Consider the following 24,698-nt stretch of genomic DNA (forward strand, 5'->3'; position numbering starts at 1 on the left):
CCCACAATAAGAACAAGACGTACCGGCTCTAGCAAAATAAAAACAAGATGGCAGAGGCGTAGCTAACTGATTCTTTTGGAGAGGAAATGCCAGATGGGGTTTTGCCCCACGACCAGACCGAGAACAACAAAAACTGCACAAGCAGCGCCTGAACTGGTTGGATCAAGATCGATGGCAAGTCAGCGACCAAAGAAATCCGTTTGCTCTTGGCTCCCAACGTAGGAGCGATTCCCGGATGCGATAGCTGAAGGGAACGGGTGACCAAACAAGAACAACACACCCGAAATACTAATAACAAAAAAGCACGCGACATCATTTAAAGGGGGAGCTTAGGCTCCCCCTAGTGCTTTCCGGCCTTGGCCGTTTTTTTGACACCTCCCCACGCTTCGTTCACCATCCCGGTTCCCGGTGCTAGAATCCACGCTCGTTTCGTGGCTGTTGCCTGCGCCACCTTGTCATTTCGCCACACAGTGCCTCTCATGCTGAAAAAGCTGTTCCAGTCTTTTCGTTCCCCCCTGCGCCGCTTCTCGCACCCTCGTCGCACGCCCGAAATACTGACCAGCCGGCAGCACTCGCTACACCGCGATGAGCTCAGCCGGCATGCGGTCAGCGTCGTCGAGCGGCTTCAGCAAGCCGGATACGAGGCGTTCGTGGTGGGCGGATGCGTGCGGGACCTTCTGTTAAGGCTGGCTCCCAAGGATTACGACGTCGCTACCAGCGCGACCCCTGAGCAGGTTCGTGCCGAATTTCGTAACGCCCGGGTAATCGGTCGACGCTTCAAGCTGGTGCATGTGCATTTCGGGCGGGAAATCATCGAGGTAGCGACCTTCCGCGCCAATCACCCGGAGGCGGATGACGACGACGCCAGCCACCTGGCGTCGCGAAATGAAAGTGGCCGCATCCTGCGCGACAACATCTACGGCACGCTGGAAGACGACGCGCAGCGCCGCGACTTCACCATCAATGCGCTGTACTACGACCCTTCGACGGAACGGATTCTCGACCATACCCATGGCGTTCACGACATCCGCAACAAGCTGATCCGCCTGATCGGCGATCCCGAGCAGCGTTACCAGGAAGACCCGGTGCGCATGCTCAGAGCGATCCGCTTCGCTGCAAAGCTGGACTTCGAGATCGAGAAGCACAGCGCAGAGCCCATTGCAGACCTTGCAGATCTGCTGAACGACGTGCCGTCTGCGCGCCTGTTCGACGAAATCATCAAACTGTTCCTAAGCGGCAAGGCCGAACGTACCTTCGAGCTATTGCTGGAATACGAGCTGTTCGCGCCGTTGTTCCCCGCCAGCGCCGAAGCGCTGGAAGACAACCCTGATTACGCCGGCACGCTGATCCGCAACGCGCTGGCCAACACCGACCAGCGCATTGCACAGGGCAAGCCTGTTACTCCAGCGTTTCTGTTTGCCGCCCTGCTCTGGCCAGCCCTGCCGGCGCGCGTAGCCGCGGTTCAGGCACGGGGCCTGCCGCCGATTCCCGCCATGCAGGAAGCCGCACACGACATTATCTGGGAGCAGTGCCAGCGCACGGCTATCCCGAAACGTTTCACCATGCCCATGCGTGAGATCTGGGACATGCAGGAACGCCTTCCCCGTCGCCAGGGACGTCGCGCTGATCAGCTGCTGGAAAATCCGCGTTTCCGTGCCGGCTATGACTTCCTTCTACTCCGCGAGAGCGCCGGTGAGGAAACCGACGGGCTGGGCGCGTGGTGGACCGACTACCAAGAAGCCAATGACAGCGAGCGCCGCAACATGATCCGCGGGCTCAGCAGCAAGAAAGAGGAAGGCAGCGGAGCCCCGCGCAAACGTCGGCGTAGCAGCAAACGCAAGCGTGGCCCCAACGAAAGCACTCCGGCCGCTGACGATTGATATGGAACGCGCCTACATTGGTCTGGGCAGCAATCTGGCCGAACCACGGCGTCAGCTGCAGGGTGCGATCCAGGCCCTGGCCTTGATACCCAGCTCGGATCTCGTCGCCGTTTCCTCACTGTACCTCAGCGAGCCGCTAGGCCCACCGGACCAGCCGAGCTATGTCAATGCCGTCGCCGCGCTGGACACTTCGCTGTCACCGCTGAGCCTGTTGGACGCCCTGCAGGCAATCGAAATGGCTCATGGCCGCGAGCGCAAAGCTGAACGCTGGGGTCCCCGCACGCTGGATCTCGACCTGCTGCTTTTTGGCGATCACCTTATCAGCGAACCACGCCTGACGGTGCCGCACTACCACCTCCAGGCCAGGGCCTTCGTACTCTACCCGCTCGCCGAGATAGCACCCGCAGACCTGCAACTAGCCGATGGCCGCGCCCTAGCCGACCTGCTCGCAGCCTGTCCATACCAGGGACTCGAGCGCCTCGTCGAGCCGCTGTAACCGCCTGGTAACAGCACAAAAAATGAGGTAACACCTACGATTGACTTAGCTTGCCACCATCGGGACTATAAGCGCCCTCTGCCGGCACGCATCGATTTGGGGCACCCCCGCCCCTTTGCTGACGCCCCGACGCAAACGTGATCCCTCAGAGGCTTTAGGAGGACGGCATTCATGCCAGACGTAACCCTGACAACCCTGCAAGGCCTCAAGCAGAAAGGCGAGAAGAGCGTGATGCTCACCTGCTACGACGCGACTTTCGCCAAGACCGCCTGTGAAGCCGGGGTCGAAATGCTACTGGTTGGTGACTCCCTGGGCATGGTCCTGCAAGGCCATGACAGCACCTTGCCGGTCTCCGTCGAAGAGATGGCCTATCACACGGCATGCGTCAAACGCGGCAACAGAGGTGCAATGATCGTCACTGACCTGCCCTTCATGGCCAATGCCACGATTGAACAGACGCTGAACAATTCAGCCAGCCTGATGAAGGCCGGCGCTCATATGATCAAGGTCGAAGGCGCCGCGTGGCTTTCCCATTCGATCTCCCTGTTGGCCGAACGTGGCATCCCCGTGTGCGCCCATATGGGGCTGACGCCCCAGGCGGTCAATCTGTTTGGCGGCTACAAGGTACAGGGCCGCCAGGAAGCCCAGGCGCAACAGATGATTGAAGACGCAAGGGCTCTGGAAGCAGCCGGCGCGGCCATGCTACTGCTCGAATGCGTACCCAGCGAGCTTGCCGCCCGGATCACCGGGGCGGTCAAGGTACCAGTGATCGGCATTGGGGCCGGCAGCGCCACCGATGGCCAGGTACTGGTGATTCACGACATGCTCGGCCTGTCGCTCAGCGGGCGGACGCCAAAGTTCGTCAGGAACTTCATGCAAGGCCAGAACGACATTCCTGCTGCCATTGCCGCCTACGTAAAGGCGGTCAAGACGCTCGAGTTTCCCGCAGCCGAACATGGGTTTTCCGCATGAACGTGGTCAAGTCCATCGCTGACCTGCGCGCCGCAGTAACCAGAGCGCGCGGGGACGGCAAGCGCATCGGCTTCGTGCCCACCATGGGCAATCTGCACGCCGGTCACATCGCCCTGATCAAAAAGGCGGGCCAGCGCGCGGAATTTGTGGTCTCCAGCATTTTTGTCAATCCGTTGCAGTTCGGCCCCAATGAGGATCTGGACAGCTACCCACGCACCCTCGCGGCCGATCAGCAAAAGCTGTTTGAAGCTGGCTGCCACTTGCTGTTTGCACCCAGCGTCGAGGAAATGTATCCGCACGGCCAGGCGATGCAGACCATTGTCCGCGTACCCGGCGTTTCCGAAGGACTTTGCGGCGGCAGTCGCCCGGGCCACTTCGACGGTGTGTCGACGGTGGTGAGCAAGCTGTTCAACATGGTGTTGCCGGATCTCGCGGTCTTCGGCCAGAAAGACTTCCAGCAACTGGCCGTCATCCGCACCATGGTCCGTGACCTCAACATGCCCGTGCAGATCATTGGCGAGCCCATCGTGCGCGCCGAAGACGGCCTGGCGTTGTCCTCACGCAATGGTTACCTGACAACCAGCGAACGCGCCATCGCTCCAGTGCTCCACCGTACGCTGCAGCAACTGGCCGGTTCCATACGCAAGGGTGAGCGCGACTACCCGGCTTTGCTCGCCGCTGGCAAAGAGACGTTACAGACGGCAGGCCTGCGGCCCGACTATCTGGAAATCCGCGATGCACTGGATCTGCGCCCAGTCACAGCCGGGAGCCGAGAACTGGTAATCCTTGCGGCCGCCTACCTCGGCAAGACCCGACTCCTGGACAACCTGCTGATCGATACCACTGCGTCCGCGTCCTGATCGCCCGGCCTTCGAAATAACCCAGCCCGATCCTTGGTCTTGAACAGGCTTGAGGGTTCGGGCACACTCTGCGCCGCTTGCGCACCCGGAGGACCCCGCCATGCACGCCATCATGCTCAAGGCCAAACTGCACCGCGCCCAGGTGACCCACTCGGTGCTCGATTACGAAGGTTCCTGTGCCATCGACGGCGACTGGCTGAACCTGGCCGGAATCCGTGAATACGAACAGATCCAGATCTACAACGTCGACAACGGCGAACGCTTTACCACTTACGCCATCCGCGGCGAGGAAGGCTCGAGGATCATCTCCGTCAACGGTGCCGCTGCTCACAAGGCAGGGGTTGGTCATCGCCTGATCATCTGTGCTTACGCTCACTACAGCGAATCCGAACTGGCGAGCTTCAAGCCGCACGTTCTGTACATGGGCGCGGACGGCGAACTCAGTCACACCAGCAACGCCATTCCGGTTCAGGTTGCCTGACCAAACTGTCGTTCGAGAGCCCGCAACGCCAACCGTGTTGCGGGCTTTTTTGTGTGCAAAGGGTTTCCCCTGATGCGGCAAATCTGCAATCGTCCACTGGTTCGGACGGTTATCCAGACTGCGGGCGCGACGCTTCGGAACGCCGCGCGTTTTTGCCAGTCAGACAGGTCTCGGCGGTGCAGGATGTACCGCCGCCGTTGCGGTCCAGCCGTAGCGGTACGCGCCTGCTGCATTCAGGACGAATGCCGGCGTGCCAGCATGATCAGATGACTGTCCGAATGAATTGCAGCGCCGCAGACAGTCCGCCAAAGCAAAGGAAGCCGCACAACCATGAGCTATTACCAGCACCCTCTCGATGCCACCGGCCTGTCGTCCTGGAAGGCCTTGGAAGAACACCGCCTGGCCATGCAGAACTTCAGCATGCGCGAGGCATTCAAGGCCGATCCGACACGCTTCAATGACCTGTCGGTTTCCTGCTGCGGCCTGTTCCTCGATTATTCGAAGAACTTGATCACTCCGGAAACCCGCACCCTGCTGGTGAACCTGGCCCGCGAGGCAGGTGTCGAGCAGGCCGCTCGGGCCATGGTTGAAGGTGAACGAATCAACGCATCGGAAAACCGTCCCGTGCTGCACACCGCCCTGCGTCGCCCGATGGGCGATTCTGTGATGGTCGACGGGCATAACGTCATCCGCGACGTGCATGCCGCCCTGGCTCAGATGACGGATATCGTTACCCGCATCCACAACAACCTCTGGCGCGGCTTCAGCGACAAAACTATCACCGACGTGGTGAACATCGGCATTGGTGGCTCGTTCCTCGGCCCGCAGCTGGTATCCGAAGCGCTGCTGCCCTTCACACAGCATGGCGTGCGCACGCATTACCTGGCGAACATCGACGGCAGCGAATTCCGCGAAGTGACGGCCAAGCTGAACGTCGAGACCACCCTGTTCATCATCTCTAGCAAGACCTTCGGCACCCTCGAAACACTGAAGAATGCCCAGGCCGCACGCAACTGGTATCTGGGCAAGGGCGGCACCGAAGAGAAGCTTTACCGCCATTTCATCGCTGTCACCAGTAACAAGAAAGCGGCCGTCGAGTTCGGCATCCGCGAGAAAAATATCTTCCCCATGTGGGACTGGGTCGGAGGCCGCTACTCGCTGTGGTCGGCCATCGGCCTGCCCATCGCGCTGGCCATCGGCATGTCCAACTTCAAGGACCTGCTGTCCGGCGCCTACAGCATGGACCAGCACTTCCTCAGCGAGCCCTTCGAAAGCAATATGCCGGTCCTCCTGGCGATGCTGGGGATCTGGTACCACAATTTCTGGGGCGCGCAGACGTATGCCTTCCTGCCCTACGACCACTACCTGCGCAACTTCGTAAAACACCTGCAGCAGATGGACATGGAGTCCAACGGCAAGAGCGTTCGTCAGGACGGTACTCCGGTCTCCTGCACCACCGGCCCGGTCATCTGGGGTGGCGTCGGCGCCAACGGGCAGCACGCCTACCACCAGCTTCTGCATCAGGGCACGCCGCTGATTCCGGCCGACTTCATCGTGCCGGTGGTCAGTCACAACCCGGTCGCCGATCACCATGAATGGCTGTACGCAAACTGCCTATCCCAGAGCCAGGCGCTGATGCTCGGCAAGACTCGCGAGGAAGCCGAGGCCGAACTGCGCACCAAGGGCCTGGACGAGGCCGAAGTGCAGCGCCTGGCCCCGCACAAGGTCATTCCCGGTAACAGGCCAAGCAACACTGTGGTGATGGAAACCATCAGCCCCGGCCGTCTCGGTGCACTGATCGCGCTTTACGAGCACAAGGTGTTTGTCCAGGGCGTGATCTGGGGGATCAACTCCTTCGACCAGTGGGGTGTGGAGCTCGGCAAGGATCTGGGCAAAGCTGTCTACGGCCAGATGACCAGCTTCGATGCGCAGCCAGCCGAAGACGCCTCCACCCAGGGTCTGATCGACTTCTTCCGCGGTCGCCATCGCGGTTGATCGATGCGCAAACCGGACAGTGCATTGGCGCTGTCCGGCTCTCTTTCGTTTCTCTGATGACCCAGCGCCTCCGGTACTAACTGACAGGCTGGGGCCTGGCTAACGCCGCGCTTCCGGTAACATCGGCTTTCAGTCAAGCCAGATCTCGCACCGTGGAAATGATCCGTCGTCATATCGAATCGCAGGTCCTCAGTCTTACCGGCCTTGCAATAGGCGGTGTCGATTATGAAAACCCGCCGGGTGACCCTGGGCTCTTCGGCCCGGATTCGGTCTGCTGGCGCGTGCACGGCGACTTCACCTCGATGCTGACAGGCGGTATCTCTGCCCTGCTACTCCAGGCCCTGCATCCGCTCGCCCTGGCCGGCGTCTGGGACCACTCCAATTTTCGCGACGACCTGCTCGGCCGGCTGCGGCGCACGGGCCAGTTCATCTCGGCGACAACCTTTGGCAGCCGGGCCGATGCGCAGCGGCTGATTGAACGGGTCCGCGCCATTCACCTCAAGGTAACTGGACATGCACCGGACGGACGCCCCTATGCCGCGTACGATCCGGACCTCCTGACCTGGGTGCATGTGGCCGAGGTCAGTAGCTTTCTCAAGGCGCACCTGCGCTACCTCAACCCGGCGCTGCCAGGTCATGAGCAGGATCGCTACTACGCCGAGGTGGCGCGCATTGCCGAAGCACTCGGGGCACGCGATGTGCCGCGCTCCCGGCAGCAGGTGGAGAACTACCTGCAGGCCATTCGCCCACAGCTATGCTGCGACGAGCGCTCGCGAGAAATCGTGCGCATCCTGTTCGACGCCCCTGCCCCGAGTCGTCTGGCCAAGCCGTTCGGTGCGTTGATGATGCGCGCAGGTGTCGACCTGTTGCCAGACTGGGCCAGCGATATGCTCGATCTCAGCCAGTCCGCCCGCGAACGGCAACTGATTCGACTATCCGTCAGGCGCACCGCACCGGTGCTGCGCTGGGCCGTGCGCAGCGGCTCGGTTCACCGGGCACGCCGCCGCATGGGCCTGCCCATACGCTAGCGTGACCGGCAGGTTCCACGCCTGGAGGCGCCTGCAGGCCTGTGACAACATGGGCGCCCCGCGGATGCCCGCACCGTCTCGAGGTTCAGATCATGCAAGACGTCGTCATCGTCGCCGCCACTCGCACCGCTGTCGGCAGCTTTCAGGGCGCATTGGCCAACATCCCCGCCGTCGAGCTGGGTGCCGCGGTGATTCGCCAACTCATTCAGCAAACCGGAATCGATGCCGCAGAGGTCGACGAAGTCATTCTCGGCCAGGTGCTGACTGCAGGCGCAGGGCAGAACCCGGCGAGACAGGCCGCCATGAATGCAGGGTTGCCCCATGCGGTACCGGCGATGACCCTGAACAAGGTTTGCGGCTCCGGCCTGAAGGCGCTGCATCTGGCGGCACAGGCAATCCGCTGCGGCGACGCCGAGGTCGTGATTGCTGGCGGCATGGAAAACATGAGCCTGGCGCCCTATGTGATGCCCGCCGCGCGCACGGGCTTGCGCATGGGCCACGGCAAGCTGGTCGACAGCATGATTCAGGACGGCTTGTGGGACGCTTTCAACGACTATCACATGGGCATCACAGCCGAAAACCTGGTTGAGAAATACGGCATCACACGCGAAGCGCAGGACGCGTTCGCTGCGTCCTCCCAGCAGAAAGCCATCGCAGCCATCGAAGCCGGACGTCTACGCGACGAGATCACACCCATCGAGATTCCGCAGCGCAAAGGTGAGCCGCTGGTGTTCGATATCGACGAACAGCCTCGGGCAGGCACCACTGCAGAGAGCCTGGCCAAGCTCAAACCGGCATTCAAGAAAGACGGCAGCGTAACGGCCGGTAACGCGTCCAGCCTCAACGACGGTGCCGCCGCCGTATTGCTGATGAGCGCCGAGAAGGCAGAGGCGCTGGGCCTGCCAGTGATGGCTCGCATTGCCAGCTATGCCAACGCTGGCGTGGACCCGGCGATCATGGGCATCGGCCCGGTATCGGCTACACGCCGCTGCCTGGAAAAGGCCGGCTGGACGCTCGAAGGGCTCGACCTGATCGAAGCCAACGAAGCCTTCGCGGCACAAGCCCTGTCCGTCGGCCAGGAGCTGGGCTGGGATGCGCAGAAGGTCAACGTCAATGGCGGCGCCATAGCGATTGGCCACCCGATTGGCGCATCTGGCTGCCGCATCCTGGTGACCCTGCTGCACGAGATGATCCGCCGCGACGCTCACAGAGGTCTGGCAACGCTCTGCATCGGTGGCGGACAGGGCGTCGCGCTGGCAATCGAACGCTGACCAGCAGGCAACCCAGCCGGCCAAGCGCCGGCGATTTCCGCTAGACTGCGCGGCCATCTTTTCAGAGTCGCCGCGCATGTCCCCCCTCGACCAGGCGCTGCGCGCCGCTTATAACAGCCGCGAAACTCTTCTCGCTGAACTCCACGACCAGGCCACCGACTGCTACCGGTTGTTCCACGGCAGCCAGGAAGGCGCGCCGGGGCTCACGGTGGACCGTTACGGCCCGCTGCTGCTGGTGCAAAGCTTTCATCAGCCTCTGGAACGCGACGATCTTCTGGCGCTGCACCAACAGACCTGCGCAAGCCTGGGCACACGGCTGTCACTGGCCTATAACGACCGCTCCCGGGGCAACTCTCGTATTGACCGCAGTGATCCTGTCTACAGCGCCGATACGGCAGCTCTGGATGACCTGATTGGCCGCGAGTGGGGGCTGAATTACCGTATCCGTGCACGCCACAGCGGCCAGGACCCGCTGCTGTTTCTGGACCTGCGTAATGTGCGCGGCTGGATCAAGGCCAACAGTGCCGGCAAGTCGGTGCTCAATCTCTTTGCCTATACATGTGGCGTTGGTCTCTGCGCTGCTGCTGGTGGCGCGCGTGAGGTAGTCAACCTGGATTTCGCCGAAAGCAATCTCGCGGTTGGCCGCGAGAACAGCGCGCTCAATCAGGAGCTGGCCCCGATGCAGTTCATTCAGTCGGATTACTTTCCCGCGATCCGTCAGCTCGCCGACATGCCGATCCCACAGCGACGCGGCCGCCCGCTGCCAGACTACCCGCGCCTGTCACCGAAGCAGTTCGACCTGGTATTGCTCGACCCGCCCGCCTGGTCGAAAAGTGCTTTTGGAACGGTCGACCTGCTGCGCGACTATCAGAGCCTGCTCAAACCTGCTTTGCTCGCTACCGCCGAGAACGGCGTACTGATCTGCTGCAACAACCTGGCAAAGGTCGAGCTCGATGACTGGCGAGACCAGGTCCTGCGCTGCGCAACCAAGGCCGGTCGGCCGGTTCGGGATTGCCAGGTACTGCCACCGGCAGCCGACTTTCCTTCAGTGGATGGCAAGCCGCCGCTCAAGGTGCTGATGCTTCAGCTGTGAGGTAAGCCGCACACCGGTTGCGAGAGGAACCCGAGTGTCGTGCCATACTCCAAGGCAGTTCTTCGCCTGGAAAGTAGATCCGCATGCCCAACGCAGTGAAGCGCGCGCTCATCGGCCTGATGACCGCCCTGGTCGTTTATTGCCTGCTCGGCTTTCTGATCCTGCCAGGAGTGGCAATGCGAGTGGTCGATCAGCAACTGGCGAAGTATGCAACGGTACCGGCTCGCCTTGAGCGGATCGAGTTCAACCCGTTCACGCTGGAGCTCAGGCTCCATAACCTGCACATGGGTGAGCCGGATACCGAGCAGCTGGCGTTCGAACGGCTCTATCTGGACCTTGAATGGAACAGTCTGTGGAGTCGCTCCCTGCACTTCTCGGATATCGAGCTCATCGGGCCGAATGCTGAAGTCCTGTTTGATGTCGATGGCAAGCTGAACCTGACCGAGCTGTTCGAGCTACCTTCTAGAGAAGACGCGCCCGAGGAGGACAAAGCGCCCCTTGCCCTGCGTATCGATCGCCTGCAACTGGCCGGCGGACGGGTGCATTTTGCCGATCGACGAACCCGGGAGCCCATCGACTTCCTGCTCGATTCGCTGGACTTCGAGCTGCTTAACTTTGCGACCCGCTCGGACGAAGCAGCCGATGCCGTCCTGGTTGCCAAGGGTCCGGACGGATCCCGCATCGAGTGGAAAGGTCAGCTTAACCTCTCTCCCATTGCCTCCACCGGCCAGCTTGAGGTCGACGGACTGGCCCTGCAGACCTTTTGGCCCTATGTCCGCGACCTGGCGCCGCTTGCCCTGAACCAAGGGCATCTGAGCCTGAAAACGGCGTACCAGCTCGACCTCAGCGAGGGCACCTCGCTACAGCTGAGCGACGCGAGCGCGACCCTGGCATCGCTGAGCATCGATAGCCTGGAAGGGCAGCCGCTCCTGCGGCTGAAGCAGGCCGAGATTAGCCAAAGCTCACTGGACCTGCAGAAACGGCAAGTGACCATCGGCCAAGTGCGCAGCCAGGCCCTGGAGAGCTGGCTGACCCGCGAGCCTGACGGCCAGCTCAATTGGCAGCGCCTGCTCGACAAAGGAGCCGAGGTGCAGCCGGAAGATTCTGGCACAACCGGGACCGCCATCAGCCCGGAGCCGAACACACCCCATGCACCGTCAGGCAACAAGGATGCCGGACAGCCGTGGCAGGTCCTCCTGCATGACGCCGAACTGCGCAACTACCAGCTCCACCTGGCCGACAGGGAACCTGAGCCGAATGTGGAGCTGGAGCTGGGCCCGATCGATCTCGACGTGCGCAACTTCGACAGCCGCGGTAAGACTCCGATGGATCTCAAGCTGACCACCGATGTCGGCAAACAAGGCTCGCTGCTCGCCGAAGGCCAATTGGCGCTGACTCCGATGCAGGGCCGCTTTGACCTAACCCTGCAAGGCATCGACCTTCGCCTGGCTCAGGCTTATCTGTCTCCCTTCGTTCACCTGGAGCTCCGTAGCGGGCTGTTGGCGAGCCAGCTCTCGGTGGAGCTGAAGGGTAGTGATCCCCTGGCCTTTCGAATTGGCGGTTCGGCGGAGATTACCCAGCTGCATACCCTGGATACCATCCAGGACCGTGACTTCGTGAAGTGGCAATCGCTGCAGCTGAGCGACCTGGATTACAGCTATCCGGACGACCTGGAGATCGGCAAAATCCACCTAGACCAGCCCTACGCCCGCTTCATCATCAACCCTGACCTGACGACCAACATCAACGATCTCCTGGTGGACAAGACGTCGGCTCCGTCCAATCAACCACCGCCAGCCATGAAAACCCCTCTGTCACCGGATGAGCCAGACGTACCCTTTGCCGTTCGCATCGGCGGAATCCAGATATCGGAGGGTTCCGCCAATTTTTCCGATCTGAGTCTGCGCCCGCCCTTCATCACGGCCGTTCAGGAGCTCGAAGGAGGCATCGGCACCCTGGACAACCGCCAGCACAACGCAGCAAGCATCGATATCCAGGGCAAGGTGGACCGCTACGCGCCGGTTAGTATCCAGGGCAGCCTGACGCCTTTCGATCCTCTCCAGAGCCTGGACATCGCCACCCGTTTTCGACAGATCGAGTTGACCACCCTCTCCCCTTACTCAGCCAAATTCGCCGGCTATCGCATCCGCAAGGGGCGTCTCAATCTCGATCTGCATTACCGCATCCAGCAGGGACAGCTGAACGCAGAGAATGAGGTAGTACTCGAACAGCTGCAACTGGGCGAAAAGGTCGACAGCGAACAGGCCGTCGATTTGCCGGTGCGCCTTGCGGTGGCGCTGTTGAAAGACAGCAGCGGAACTATCGAACTCAAGATCCCGATCCAGGGCGATTTGCAGAACCCGCAGTTCGATGTGATGCCGGTGATCTGGCAGACATTGCGCAACCTGGTGGTACGCGCCGCCAAATCTCCGTTCAAGTTTCTCGGCGGGCTTGTTGGTCGAGAACAGGCTGATCTCAGCGAGGTTCTTTTTTCGCCCGGCAGCAGCGAGCTGGACAGCGCCGCTCGCAACAAACTCGATACACTTGCCAGCGCTCTCAGGGAACGCCCGGTGCTACGCCTGGAGATAGAGGGCATGAGCGCTCCCGCTGTGGATGGCAGGCTCCTGGCAGAGCAGTGGCTGGAGCGTGAATTTCAGCAAACCTGGTACAAGGTCCTGCAACGGCGTGGCGACACGGTGCCTGCCGATCCGGCAGCCCTGGAGATTGGTGAGGAAGAAAAGACTGCCATGCTTGAGGGAATCTATCGCAGTCGCCTACAGCAGCAACCGCCGGCCGAGTGGCAAAGCCTTGATGACGATACCCGCACTGAACAACTGCGCCAGGCTATCCTTGAAAGCAGATCGAGCAGTACCGCGTTGCTGCGTCGTCTGAGCCGGGAGCGCGCGGCCAGTATCAAGGATTATCTTGTGGATCAGGCTGGCTTGGCCGCTGCCCGGGTATATCTTCTGGACACGGGTATCACCGAGTCCGTTCAAGGCAGCGAAGTACCCACCGTTTTGCACCTGGAGGCTGAATGACACAGCCTAGCGGATACTTTCGGCAGATCGGTTTCCTGTTCGCGCTCACCCTGCTGGGTCCGAGCGCACACGCAGACACGCTCCGTTGCGGTAGCGACCTGATCAGCACCGGCGACCGCGCGTTCGAGGTCGAGCGCAAATGTGGTCAACCTGTCGAACGTGATCTTGTTGGCTACACATTGGGCCCTCACCAGCGCCGCGAAATGACACGTGAGGAGTGGGTCTATGGTCCCAGCAATGGCGTGTTCAGCATTCTCACCTTCGAAGGCAACCGACTGGTCCGAATCGAAACCAGTCGTGCTAACTGAGAAGTCATCATGAAAGATATAGCCGCTGTTCTGGCCGCGTTTAGCTTCGCGTTTTGCACGCTGTATGTTGACGCCTCCTCGACGTACCGTTGCGCAAGCAATCTGGTAAGCCTCAAAGCTTCGACGGCTGAAGTCAGGGCCAAGTGTGGCGAGCCGACCAGCAGCCAGATCACCGGCTACAAGGAGGTGGTCGACGAGTATGGCTTCAGTCAGGATGTCCAGGTTGAAGAGTGGACCTACGGACCTACAAACGGCATGTACCACTACCTTCGCTTCGAGGGGAATCGTCTGAGCAGGATCGACAGCGAGCGAGGCTGAAGACTAAAAAACCCGCTGCAAGCAGCGGGTTCTGGATAGCTCCCAAGCTTTAGTCGAGAGCTTTCAGGCCATCAGCGGAAACGTCTTTTACGCCTTCGATGGTCTTGGCCTTTTCAACTGCCATCTCACGCTGCGCTTCTGTAGCAACCGTGCCGGACAAGGAGACAACGCCATTGTTGGTTTCGACTTCGATCTCCATGCCGGGAGTCGAATCGCCCGCCAGCAGAGCAGATTTGACCTTGGTGGTGATCCAGGTATCGGACATGGCTTCGCCCGCTTCGTCTGCGGTGTGCTCAGCGGACTCCATGGTGTCGCTGGCGGCCAACATCATGGGTTGGGCTTCGCCAAGAGCAGGCATGGTTTCGGCGAACGCAGCCCCGGCCAGCGGCAAGCTCAAGGCAGTTGCAATGGTGGCAGCAGTAATAGAGGTCTGGATCTTGTTCATGAGTCGCACTCCTGTTTCTCATAGTGACTGCGGCATACCCTACCGCAGGTTCACCTAAAAGATCGCAAGCGGCGTGCCAAGCTGGCTGATCTAAAATAGCCTTTAAAATCAGTGCGATAACATTCGGTAGTACCGCTATGCCACTAGCACTCTGCATGTTTTCATCAAGCGAAGCGTGCAGACTGCAAGGTTCGGCTGGCGCAACGACTGGCTGCATTTCGTCAACGCAAAAAAAAGAGCCCCGAAGGGCTCCTCTTTTAGCGAGATGCTTACGCGCCAGATGCTTCGGCAGCAGCCACATCCTTGATCGACAGCTTGATACGTCCGCGGTTGTCGACGTCCAGTACCAGAACCTTCACTTCCTGGCCTTCCTTGAGGACATCGGTGACCTTCTCGACGCGCTGATCGCTCAGCATCGAGATGTGCACCAGACCATCCTTGCCCGGCAGGATGTTCACGAAGGCACCGAAATCGACGATGCGCTCGACCTTACCAACATAGATCTTGCCGATCTCGGCCTCGGCGGTGATACCGAGAACGCGCTGCTTGGCAGCCTCGGCCGCGTCCTTGGTTTCGCCAAAGATCTTGATCGATCCATCATCTTCGATATCGATCGAGGCCTTGGTTTCTTCGCAGATGCTGCGAATGGTCGCGCCGCCCTTGCCGATTACATCGCGGATCTTGTCCTGGTCGATCTTCATGGCAATCATGGTTGGGGCGTTGGCCGACAGTTCGGTACGCGACTGACCGATAACCTGGTTCATCTGACCCAGGATATTCAGACGCGCTTCCAGCGCCTGGCCCAGGGCGATTTCCATGATCTCTTCGGTGATGCCCTGGATCTTGATATCCATCTGCAGCGCGGTAACGCCCTTGGCAGTACCGGCCACCTTGAAGTCCATGTCCCCGAGGTGATCTTCATCACCGAGGATGTCGGTCAGAACGGCGAACTTTTCGCCTTCCTTCACCAGACCCATGGCGATACCGGCAACCGGCGCCTTCATCGGCACACCGGCATCCATCAGGGCCAGAGAGGCACCGCATACGGAGGCCATGGAGCTGGAACCGTTGGACTCGGTGATTTCAGAAACCACACGAATGGTGTACGGAAACTCGTCCGCGCTCGGCAGCATGGCCGCGACCGAACGACGAGCCAGACGGCCGTGACCAATCTCGCGGCGGCCAGTGGCGCCCATGCGACCACACTCGCCCACCGAGTACGGCGGGAAGTTGTAGTGCAGCATGAAGGGGTCTTTCTTTTCACCTTCCAGGGTGTCGAGCAGCTGAGCGTCACGGGCAGTGCCGAGAGTGGCAACGACCAGGGCCTGGGTTTCACCACGGGTGAACAGCGCCGAACCGTGGGTCTTGTCCAGTACACCAACTTCGATGTTCAGGCCGCGCACAGTGCGGGTATCACGACCGTCGATACGCGGCTTGCCGTTGACGATGTTCTCGCGAACGGTGCGGTATTCGATTTCGCCGAAGGCTTCCTTTACTTCGCCAGCTGTCGGCTGGCCTTCTTCGCCGGAGAACTTGGCAACAACCTGATCTTTCAGCTCGCCCAGGCGCGCGTAGCGGTCCTGCTTGATAGTGATGGTGTACGCCTGGGAGATCGCCTCGCCGAATTCGCTGCGAATGGCATTGAGCAGCTGGGTATTTTCAGCCTTCGGCTGCCAGTCCCAGGTCGGCTTGCCGGCTTCGGCCGCCAGTTCGGTAACGGCCTGAACCACGGCCTGGAACTCATCATGAGCGAACAGCACCGCGCCCAGCATCTGGTCTTCGGTCAGCTCTTTGGCTTCGGATTCGACCATCAGAACGGCATCTTTGGTACCGGCCACGACCATGTCCAGGCTCGAAGCCTTGAGCTGCTCGTAGGTCGGGTTCAGCAGGTAACCGGTTTCCGGGTGGAAGGCGACGCGCGCGGCACCGATCGGGCCATTGAACGGAATGCCGGAAATCGCCAGCGCAGCCGACGTCCCGATCATCGCAGCAATGTCCGGATCGGTTTTCTTGCTGGTCGAAACGACAGTACAGATCACCTGAACTTCGTTCTGGAAGCCTTCGGGAAACAGCGGGCGGATCGGACGGTCGATCAGGCGCGAGGTCAGGGTTTCCTTTTCGGAAGGACGCGCTTCACGCTTGAAGAAGCCGCCTGGGATCTTGCCGGCCGCGTAGGTCTTTTCCTGATAATGAACTGAAAGCGGGAAAAAACCTTTGCTTGGGTCAGCAGTCTTGGCGCCGGTGACGGCGACCAGGACGGTCACATCGTCGTCTACGGTGACCAGCACCGCTCCGCTAGCCTGACGGGCAATACGGCCAGTCTCGAGGGTTACGGTCGATTGACCGAATTGAAATTTCTTGATTACCGGGTTCACGGTGGTTCCTTCTTTATGTTGCCTTGGGGGAATCGTTTTCACACGCTACGGGCAAAGCCTCGCGTAGGCGCGTCACTGCAAAAATAAATTCTTGGGCAACGATGGGTATCGAACCCTTTCGCCGTCCGAAAATGCGCGTTTCTGAAAGGCAAAAGCTGGAAGCAGGGACAAGCCCCACTTCCAGCTTTGCATTCAGCTTCGCACCAGCATCGCTTAGCGACGCAGACCCAGACGACCGATCAGGGTGCTGTAACGAGTGGTGTCCTTGCCCTTCAGGTAATCCAGCAGCTTGCGACGCTGGTTAACCATACGGATCAGACCACGACGCGAGTGGTGATCTTTACCGTTGGCCTTGAAGTGACCTTGCAGCTTGTTGATGTTGGCGGTCAGCAGGGCAACCTGCACTTCCGGAGAACCGGTATCGCCTTCAGCTTGCTTGTACTCGTCAACGATCTGGGCTTTTTCTTCAACGCTAAGTGCCATGGTGGGCTCCTTCTATGAACAGGCCGGGACATGTCCCGTGTTTTAAAAGAGGTGTGACCGTGCCTGCCAACAGCCACCCTCGTACGCAGCACACCGTCAGGGTGTACCACGAATCGGTCATTCCGACCGAATCAATCGACGCGGCGCAATGCGCCCGTCTTCGCTCACTTCACCGATACCAATGAAGCGCCCCCTGTGATCCTGAACCCTCAGCATGCCGAACTTTGGCGCTTCAGGGGCTCGTACCGGCTGGCCATGCAGCCAATAAAAAGCGCTGTGCTCTGACAGCTGAAGCAGCGGCCAGTGGTCGAGACCGCTATCAACCGGTTTGAGGAAGGCATCGACCGCCTCCGCTCCGCCTTCACTATGAACGCGTTCCAACTCCTCGAGGCTGACCGTCTGGGTCAGATCGAAAGGGCCGGCCTGAGTGCGCCGCAACTCGGCAACATGCGCCCCACAACCCAACGCCTGACCTAGATCTTCAACCAAGGTACGGATATAGGTGCCTTTGCTGCAGGATACGGCCAGACGTGCCCTGTCCGCTTCGAAGCTAAGCAAATCCAGGCGCGCAATGGTAACAGAACGAGGCTCTCGCTCCACTACTTCTCCGGCGCGTGCCAACTTGTAAAGCGGCTGCCCGTCGCGCTTCAGGGCCGAATACATTGGCGGAACCTGCTGCAGGTCACCGCGAAACTGCGGCAGCAACGCCTCGATCTGCTGCAGACTGACATCGACAGGCTTACGCTCGACCACGTCACCCTCGGCATCCGCCGTGGTGGTCGTGACGCCGAACTGGGCAACGGTCTCGTAGCCCTTGTCGGCTTCGAGCAAATACTGGGAAAACTTGGTGGCCTCACCGAAGCACAACGGCAATACGCCAGTTGCCAGTGGATCCAGACTGCCGGTATGGCCGGCCTTCTCCGCATTGAGCAGCCAACGCACCTTCTGCAAAGCAGCGTTGGATGTGAACCCGCGGGGCTTATCGAGAAGAATGATGCCGCTGACAGCGCGGCGTACGCGTTTAACCTGGGCCAAACCTTAGTCTCCAAGCTCGTCGCTGTGCTTGCGGTCTTCAGCCACCGCGCGCTCGATGAGCGACGTCAACTCAACCCCACGACGCACACTGGCGTCATAGTTGAAATGAAGCTGCGGCACGGTGCGCAGCTTCATCGCCTTTCCAAGCTGCATCCGCAGGAAGCCACTGGCGTCGTTGAGGATGCGCAGGCTGCTTTTGACGGCATCTTCATCGTCATCCTTGCCCATGACCGTTATGAACACCTTGGCATGAGACAGGTCGCGACTGACGTCGACGGCAGTGATGGTAATCAAGCCCAGACGCGGGTCTTTTACTTCACGCTGTATCAGCTGCGCCAGTTCGCGTTGCATCTGATCGCCGATACGCTGGGTACGGCTGAATTCTTTGGCCATAAAATCTGCCTTGAGCAGCAAGCTGCTAACTTGAAAAACGTCGTGCTGCAAAGGCAAACGGCAAGCTTCCCGGATCTCTCCTGAAAGCTTGCCGTCGATTTGCCTAACAGCTGCTGTTAGAGCGAACGCGCCACCTGGACCTTCTCGAACACTTCGATCTTGTCGCCGGCTTTGACATCGTTGTAACTCTTGACCGCGATACCGCATTCCATGCCGGCACGCACTTCGGCAACGTCATCCTTGAAGCGACGCAGTGACTCCAGCTCGCCTTCAAAAATAACGACATCGTCACGCAGTACGCGGATCGGACGATTGCGATGGACCATGCCTTCGATGACCATACAGCCTGCCACGGCACCGAACTTGGGCGAGCGGAATACGTCGCGCACTTCGGCGATGCCGAGGATGTTCTCTCGTACATCGCTGCCAAGCATGCCAGTCAGGGCCTTCTTGACGTCCTCGATGATGTCGTAGATCACGTTGTAATAGCGCAGATCCAGACCTTCCTGCTCGACGATCTTCCGTGCGCCAGCATCAGCACGCACGTTGAAGCCGAACAGCACGGCGTTGGATGCCAGCGCCAGGTTGGCATCGCTCTCGGTGATACCACCGACACCGCCGCCGATCACACGCACCTGCACCTCATCGTTACCCAGGCTGCTGAGCGAACCCTGCAACGCTTCGAGAGAGCCCCGAACATCGGACTTGAGAACGATGTTGAGCGTCTTCTTCTCTTCCTGGCCCATGTTCTCGAAGATGTTTTCAAGCTTGCCGGCGTGAGCGCGAGCCAGTTTCACTTCGCGGAACTTGCCCTGACGGAACAAGGCCACTTCTCGAGCTTTCTTCTCATCAGCCAGGACGCTGAGCTCATCACCTGCGTCAGGTGTGCCGTCGAGACCGAGGATCTCGACCGGGATCGACGGACCTGCTTCCTTGATAGGCTTGCCGTTCTCGTCGAGCATGGCGCGTATACGGCCATAGTTGGAGCCGACCAGCGCCATGTCGCCCTGGCGCAACGTTCCGTCCTGAACCAGCACGGTGGCAACCGGACCGCGACCTTTATCAAGACGCGATTCGACGACGACGCCTCGACCCGGAGCCGAAGGAGTAGCTGTCAACTCGAGAATCTCGGCCTGCAGCAGAACCGCTTCGAGCAATTCGTCAACGCCTGTACCCATCTTCGCCGATACCGGAACGAACGGTGTATCGCCACCCCACTCTTCCGAGGTCACCTCGTGTACCGAGAGCTCGCTGCGGATGCGATCGAGGTCCGCGCCTGGCTTGTCGATCTTGTTCACAGCCACTACCAACGGAACACCCGCAGCCTTGGCGTGCTGAATGGCCTCGATGGTCTGCGGCATCACGCCATCGTCTGCTGCAACAACCAGAATGACGATGTCGGTCGCCTGGGCACCCCGGGCACGCATGGCGGTAAACGCAGCGTGACCAGGCGTGTCGAGGAACGTCACCATGCCGCGATCGGTTTCGACGTGGTAGGCACCGATGTGCTGGGTGATACCACCCGCCTCACCGGCCGCTACCTTGGCACGACGAATGTAATCAAGCAGCGAGGTCTTACCATGGTCGACGTGTCCCATGACAGTCACAACCGGCGCGCGGGTGATGGCCTCACCCTCGAACTTCAGCAGTTCGGCCAGTTGCTCTTCCAGCGCGTTATCGCTGACGAGCTTGACCTTGTGGCCGAGCTCTTCGGCAATCAACTGAGCCGTTTCCTGGTCGAGGACCTGGTTGATGGTCACCGGGGTGCCCATCTTGAACATGAACTTGATGACTTCCGCTGCCTTGACCGACATCTGCTGCGCCAGGTCACCAACAGTGATGGTTTCACCGATGGCGACTTCACGAACGATGGGACCGGTCGGGCTCTGGAAACCATGCGCGTTGCGCTTTTTCAGTTTGGATTTGCCACGACCACCACGGCGGAAGCCGTCGGCGTCGTCTTCACCGCTACGCACTGTTCGTGACAACGGAGCTTTCGCCTTCAGTGAAGGACGGTGCTGCGCCTGCTTGCGGTCGCGACGCTCGTCATCATCGCTGCGCGCTTTATCCGGACGGCGCGGTTCATCTTTTTTGCGGTCCTCAACCGGAGCAGCAGGAGCCGCCGGAGCGATTTCAGGCGCTGCCGTCGCCACCGGCGCTTCAACCACCGGCGCAGCAACAGCAGCCTTGGCTGCGGCCTCTGCTTGACGGCGCGCCTCTTCTTCAGCACGCAGACGCGCCTCTTCGGCTTCCTTCTGACGCGCTGCTTCTTCCGCTGCCCGCTGCTCTTCCAGCTCGCGCTGCTTCTCGGCTTCGATCTCATCAGGGCTGCGCTTGACGAAGGTCTTCTTCTTGCGCACTTCAACACTGATGGTCTTGCTACCGCCCACTTTCAGCTTGGTGGTGGTCTTGCGCTGCAAGGTTATCTTGCTGGGCTCGTTCACCTTGGCGCCGTGGCTGCTTTTGAGGTGCGCCAACAGGGCCTGCTTCTCGTTATCGGTCACTACTTGCTCGGCGCTGGTGTGCGACAGTCCTGCCTCACGCATCTGCTGCAGCAGGCGCTCGACCGGTGTGTCGACCACCTGGGCCAGTTCTTTCACCGTGACTTGCGTCATGCATCTCTCTCCTCAGGCCGCTATTTACTACTCGAACCAATGGGCTCGGGCGGCCATGATCAGCTTGCCGGCACGCTCTTGGTCTATGCCGTCTATGTCGAGCAGATCGTCAATCGACTGCTCAGCCAAGTCTTCCCGGGTAATCACACCCCGCACTGCCAACTCGACCGCCAGTTCCTTGTTCATGCCTTCCAACTCGAGCAGATCCTCGGCTGGCTGGGCGTCTGCCAATTTCTCTTCGGTTGCGATCGCTTTTGTGAGCAAGCGATCCTTGGCGCGGGTTCTCAGCTCATTGACGATATCTTCGTCGAAGCCTTCGATGCCGAGCATTTCCTCCATTGGGACGTAGGCGATCTCTTCGAGCGAAGTAAAGCCTTCCTCGACGAGTACTTGTGCCAACTCTTCATCGACATCAAGCTCTTCGATGAAACTGCGCAGGATGTCGCCGGTTTCTTCCTGCTGCTTGGTCTGAATATCAGCCTCGGTCATCACATTGAGCGTCCAGCCGGTAAGCTGGCTGGCAAGGCGCACATTCTGACCGCCGCGACCAATGGCTTGAGCCAGGTTGTCTTCGCCTACCGCGATGTCCATGGCATGGGCATCTTCATCGACAATGATCGCGGCAACCTCTGCGGGTGCCATCGCATTGATAACGAACTGCGCCGGATTTTCGTCCCAAAGCACGATATCCACACGCTCGCCACCGATCTCCCCGGAAACTGCCTGGACCCGCGAACCGCGCATGCCGATGCACGCACCTTGCGGATCGATACGCTTATCCTTTGACCGAACGGCAATCTTGGCCCGGGAACCCGGATCGCGAGATGCGCCCATTACTTCGATCAACCCTTCAGCGATCTCCGGTACTTCGATACGGAACAATTCGATCAGCATCTGCGGGGCGGTACGAGACAGAATCAGCTGCGGCCCGCGGTTCTCGGTGCGAATTTCCTTGAGCAGCGCACGCATGCGGGCCCCTACCCGGAAAGTCTCCCGGGCGATGATGTCTTCACGAGCCAACAACGCCTCGGCATTGTTTCCCAGATCGACGATCACGCTGTCACGGGTAACTTTCTTTACCGTACCGGAGATGATCTCACCCAGACGGTCACGGTAAGCCTCGACAACCTGGGCACGCTCTGCCTCGCGAACCTTCTGCACGATGACCTGCTTGGCTGTCTGCGCAGCAATGCGCCCGAACTCTATCGATTCGATTTTTTCTTCAAGAACGTCGCCCACCTTCGCGTTGGCTTCGCGAGCCTGAGGCATATCGATGGTCAGCTGGTGCGCCGGATCGTCGAAGTCTTCTTCTTCGACTACAGTCCAACGGCGGAACGTCTCATAACTGCCGTTTTGCCGATTGATCTCAACCCGCAGGTCCACTTCGTCTTCGAATCGCTTCTTTGTAGCCGTGGCCAGAGCCAGCTCCAGCGCCTCGAAGATAACTCCAGCCGGTACGCCTTTCTCATTCGACACCGACTCAACAACCAGCAGTACTTCTTTGCTCATCGTACGCCTCGCCTTTCGCAATCCATTGAGGTCCGCGGAATCCGCGCTTTACTCAAAACGGGGAATTATGTTGGCCTTATCGATCATGTCGATCGGCAGCAGATATTCATGATCGTCTGCCAGCACCACGACATCCTGCTCCTCGACCCCGCGGAGAAGACCCTGGAAATTGCGCCGCCCCTCGAATGGGGAGCGCAGCTTTATCTTTACCTGTTCGCCTACATGCGCAACGTATTGCTCGACGGTGAACAAGGGCCGATCCATTCCTGGCGACGACACTTCTAATGTGTAGTCGGAGCTGATCGGATCCTCTACGTCAAGTACGCCACTGAGCTGGCGACTTACCTTCTCGCAGTCATCGATCAGGATCCCGTCGACGTGGTCGATATAGACCCTCAACAAGGAGTGCCGACCCTGCGAAAGGAACTCGATACCCCAACACTGGTAGCCAAGCGCCTCGACTACAGGGGCCAACAAGGCCTGCAACTGTTCTAGCTTGCTCGACATCGAAGTCCCTCGTGCATGCCGTAAAAATGAAAAATGGGCGAAACGCCCATCCCTGATGATCGCCTGTAGATGCCGGCGACCTGGCTTGAAGCTAATAAAAAGCCCCTCGACAGGGGCTTTCAATCAACTGGTTGCGGGGGCTGGATTTGAACCAACGACCTTCGGGTTATGAGCCCGACGAGCTACCAGACTGCTCCACCCCGCGACAAACTGGGCACGAATTATATGACCGCCAAACATAAACGTCAACCGAAACACTGAAACAAGAAAGCCCGCATCTGCGGGCCTGCTTGTTTGGTACCGAGGAGGGGACTCGAACCCCTACAGCCTATGGCCACTACCACCTCAAGGTAGCGTGTCTACCAATTCCACCACCTCGGCAAAAACCTTACTGCTCCTGTTGCACCTCAGGCACATCAGTCGCACCACCTGCAGACGGAGCGGACTCCAGCACAGGAACATCTTCAACAGCAGGCTCATTGGCCGGCACTTCCAAAGCCGCAGGATCTGGCAAGCCAGCCTGCGACAACTGACCTGCCTGCTGACTTGCGAAAAACGCCAACCCCAGACTCGTCAAGAAAAAAACGCCAGCAAGTATAGCAGTAAAACGACTAAGAAAGGTAGTAGAACCTTGGCTTCCAAATACCGTGGCAGAAGCACCCGATCCAAAAGACGCTCCCGCGTCCGCACCTTTACCCTGCTGCAGCAACACCAGCACAACAACACCAATGGCAACCAGCAGATGCACCACAATCACTACAGTCTGCAACATCTGTTCAGTTCCCTGCAGCACGACAAATCGCACTGAAATCATTCGCGTTCAAAGAGGCGCCACCTATCAGCCCCCCATCGATATCAGGCATGGCGAAAAGATCGGACGCATTGTCAGCCTTAACGCTACCACCATACAAAAGGCGAGCCTTTAGAGCTACCTCACCATCCTTTTGCGCCAACTGTTCTCTGATGGCCGAGTGAACTTGCTGAGCTTGCTCTGGCGTCGCAGTCATGCCGGTCCCTATCGCCCAAACCGGCTCGTAAGCCACAACCGCGCTCGCAAAGACCGACACACCCGCAACGTCAAGCACAGCACCGAGCTGACGAGCTATCACCTCCAGGGTCTGGCCAGCCTGACGCTGCTCAAGCGTCTCACCAAGACACAGAATAGGGGTCAGCCCCGCACCCAGAGCTGCAACGAACTTTCGACATACCAGATCGTCGCTCTCACCGATCAAAAGCCGGCGCTCCGAGTGCCCTACCAGAACCCAACCACAGCCAGCATCAACCAATTGAACAACTGACGTCTCGCCAGTGAACGCACCGAAGCCTGCCTCGGCTGCACAATCCTGAGCGCCTACGTCTATCAGCTTGCCGTCAAGCGCATCGACCGCCTGCACTAAATGCGGAGCAGACGGAAAAACAACCACATCTACTGCTTTAGGTAATTCCTGCCGACCAAGCGCCTCAAGCAGCTCTGCCACGCTGGCGCGGGTACCGTTCATTTTCCAGTTACCAGCTACCAAGGGGCGACGCATGCTTTACCTCGTCGGTCAAAGTGGGCGCAGATGTTACTCAACGAAGAACACCCTGGCAAGTGAA

At 59.7% G+C, this 24,698-nt stretch carries 22 protein-coding genes and 2 tRNA genes; 12 read left to right on the forward strand and 12 right to left on the reverse strand.

Annotated elements, in window-relative coordinates; all coding sequences use genetic code 11:
• Positions 1 to 479 precede the first annotated feature (479 nt).
• From AC4LFW_RS13120 to AC4LFW_RS13175, 12 genes are all read left to right on the forward strand, one after another.
• Entirely contained in the window at positions 480 to 1,880 is a 1,401-nt protein-coding gene (locus AC4LFW_RS13120) for a polynucleotide adenylyltransferase PcnB (protein WP_491819526.1), read from the forward strand.
• 1 nt (position 1,881) lies between these two features.
• Complete coding sequence (gene folK / locus AC4LFW_RS13125; RefSeq protein ID WP_491819527.1) at positions 1,882 to 2,376, forward strand: 2-amino-4-hydroxy-6-hydroxymethyldihydropteridine diphosphokinase; 495 nt, start codon at positions 1,882 to 1,884, stop codon at positions 2,374 to 2,376.
• A gap of 171 nt (positions 2,377 to 2,547) precedes the next feature.
• Positions 2,548 to 3,348, forward strand: a complete 801-nt coding sequence (gene panB / locus AC4LFW_RS13130) for a 3-methyl-2-oxobutanoate hydroxymethyltransferase (protein WP_491819528.1) — start codon at positions 2,548 to 2,550, stop codon at positions 3,346 to 3,348.
• Positions 3,345 to 4,208: a pantoate--beta-alanine ligase gene (panC, locus tag AC4LFW_RS13135; RefSeq protein ID WP_491819529.1), complete on the forward strand. Its 864-nt coding sequence runs from the start codon at positions 3,345 to 3,347 to the stop codon at positions 4,206 to 4,208. Before panB ends, panC begins: the two co-directional genes overlap by 4 nt.
• 100 nt (positions 4,209 to 4,308) lie before the next feature.
• Complete coding sequence (gene panD / locus AC4LFW_RS13140) at positions 4,309 to 4,689, forward strand: aspartate 1-decarboxylase (protein WP_491819530.1); 381 nt, start codon at positions 4,309 to 4,311, stop codon at positions 4,687 to 4,689.
• Between the two features lie 330 nt (positions 4,690 to 5,019).
• Positions 5,020 to 6,684 carry a glucose-6-phosphate isomerase gene (gene pgi, locus AC4LFW_RS13145; protein ID WP_491819532.1) on the forward strand — a complete coding sequence of 555 codons (1,665 nt, stop codon included), beginning with the start codon at positions 5,020 to 5,022 and terminating at the stop codon, positions 6,682 to 6,684.
• Between the two features lie 152 nt (positions 6,685 to 6,836).
• Positions 6,837 to 7,712, forward strand: coding sequence for an oxygenase MpaB family protein (locus AC4LFW_RS13150; protein ID WP_491819534.1), 876 nt, complete (start codon positions 6,837 to 6,839; stop codon positions 7,710 to 7,712).
• A gap of 92 nt (positions 7,713 to 7,804) precedes the next feature.
• The gene (locus AC4LFW_RS13155) at positions 7,805 to 8,983 is read left to right on the forward strand and encodes an acetyl-CoA C-acetyltransferase (RefSeq protein ID WP_491819536.1); all 1,179 of its coding nucleotides are present in this window, start codon (positions 7,805 to 7,807) and stop codon (positions 8,981 to 8,983) included.
• Between the two features lie 76 nt (positions 8,984 to 9,059).
• Positions 9,060 to 10,076 carry a class I SAM-dependent rRNA methyltransferase gene (locus tag AC4LFW_RS13160; protein ID WP_491819537.1) on the forward strand — a complete coding sequence of 339 codons (1,017 nt, stop codon included), beginning with the start codon at positions 9,060 to 9,062 and terminating at the stop codon, positions 10,074 to 10,076.
• Positions 10,077 to 10,159: 83 nt separating this feature from the next.
• Entirely contained in the window at positions 10,160 to 13,114 is a 2,955-nt protein-coding gene (locus tag AC4LFW_RS13165; protein WP_491819539.1) for a DUF748 domain-containing protein, read from the forward strand.
• A complete protein-coding gene (locus AC4LFW_RS13170; protein WP_491819541.1) occupies positions 13,111 to 13,422 on the forward strand; it encodes a DUF2845 domain-containing protein in 312 nt (103 codons plus the stop codon). Before AC4LFW_RS13165 ends, AC4LFW_RS13170 begins: the two co-directional genes overlap by 4 nt.
• Before the next feature lie 9 nt (positions 13,423 to 13,431).
• Positions 13,432 to 13,740, forward strand: a complete 309-nt coding sequence (locus AC4LFW_RS13175; protein ID WP_491819543.1) for a DUF2845 domain-containing protein — start codon at positions 13,432 to 13,434, stop codon at positions 13,738 to 13,740.
• Positions 13,741 to 13,789: 49 nt separating this feature from the next.
• Here the strand turns inward: AC4LFW_RS13175 and AC4LFW_RS13180 are convergent, their stop codons facing one another.
• The 12 genes from AC4LFW_RS13180 to tpiA form a co-directional block, all read right to left on the reverse strand.
• Entirely contained in the window at positions 13,790 to 14,185 is a 396-nt protein-coding gene (locus AC4LFW_RS13180; protein WP_491819545.1) for a BON domain-containing protein, read from the reverse strand.
• A 269-nt stretch (positions 14,186 to 14,454) separates the two neighbouring features.
• Entirely contained in the window at positions 14,455 to 16,560 is a 2,106-nt protein-coding gene (pnp, locus tag AC4LFW_RS13185) for a polyribonucleotide nucleotidyltransferase (RefSeq protein WP_491819546.1), read from the reverse strand.
• 213 nt (positions 16,561 to 16,773) lie between these two features.
• Positions 16,774 to 17,043, reverse strand: coding sequence for a 30S ribosomal protein S15 (rpsO, locus tag AC4LFW_RS13190; protein ID WP_168423475.1), 270 nt, complete (start codon positions 17,041 to 17,043; stop codon positions 16,774 to 16,776).
• 117 nt (positions 17,044 to 17,160) lie between these two features.
• Positions 17,161 to 18,078, reverse strand: a complete 918-nt coding sequence (gene truB, locus AC4LFW_RS13195; RefSeq protein ID WP_491819548.1) for a tRNA pseudouridine(55) synthase TruB — start codon at positions 18,076 to 18,078, stop codon at positions 17,161 to 17,163.
• 3 nt (positions 18,079 to 18,081) lie between these two features.
• Complete coding sequence (gene rbfA, locus AC4LFW_RS13200; RefSeq protein WP_491819550.1) at positions 18,082 to 18,471, reverse strand: 30S ribosome-binding factor RbfA; 390 nt, start codon at positions 18,469 to 18,471, stop codon at positions 18,082 to 18,084.
• A 116-nt stretch (positions 18,472 to 18,587) separates the two neighbouring features.
• Complete coding sequence (infB, locus tag AC4LFW_RS13205; protein ID WP_491819552.1) at positions 18,588 to 21,086, reverse strand: translation initiation factor IF-2; 2,499 nt, start codon at positions 21,084 to 21,086, stop codon at positions 18,588 to 18,590.
• Positions 21,087 to 21,113: 27 nt separating this feature from the next.
• Positions 21,114 to 22,595, reverse strand: a complete 1,482-nt coding sequence (gene nusA, locus AC4LFW_RS13210) for a transcription termination factor NusA (protein WP_491819553.1) — start codon at positions 22,593 to 22,595, stop codon at positions 21,114 to 21,116.
• A gap of 48 nt (positions 22,596 to 22,643) precedes the next feature.
• Positions 22,644 to 23,102, reverse strand: a complete 459-nt coding sequence (gene rimP / locus AC4LFW_RS13215; RefSeq protein ID WP_491819555.1) for a ribosome maturation factor RimP — start codon at positions 23,100 to 23,102, stop codon at positions 22,644 to 22,646.
• Positions 23,103 to 23,230: 128 nt separating this feature from the next.
• Positions 23,231 to 23,307: transfer RNA gene (locus AC4LFW_RS13220), tRNA-Met, on the reverse strand.
• Between the two features lie 90 nt (positions 23,308 to 23,397).
• Positions 23,398 to 23,483, reverse strand: a tRNA-Leu gene (locus AC4LFW_RS13225).
• Positions 23,484 to 23,490: 7 nt separating this feature from the next.
• The gene (secG, locus tag AC4LFW_RS13230) at positions 23,491 to 23,874 is read right to left on the reverse strand and encodes a preprotein translocase subunit SecG (protein ID WP_491819557.1); all 384 of its coding nucleotides are present in this window, start codon (positions 23,872 to 23,874) and stop codon (positions 23,491 to 23,493) included.
• A 4-nt stretch (positions 23,875 to 23,878) separates the two neighbouring features.
• The gene (gene tpiA, locus AC4LFW_RS13235; RefSeq protein ID WP_491819559.1) at positions 23,879 to 24,634 is read right to left on the reverse strand and encodes a triose-phosphate isomerase; all 756 of its coding nucleotides are present in this window, start codon (positions 24,632 to 24,634) and stop codon (positions 23,879 to 23,881) included.
• Positions 24,635 to 24,698: the final 64 nt, after the last annotated feature.

It is taken from the genome of Stutzerimonas sp. C6.4V, from assembly GCF_058536345.1.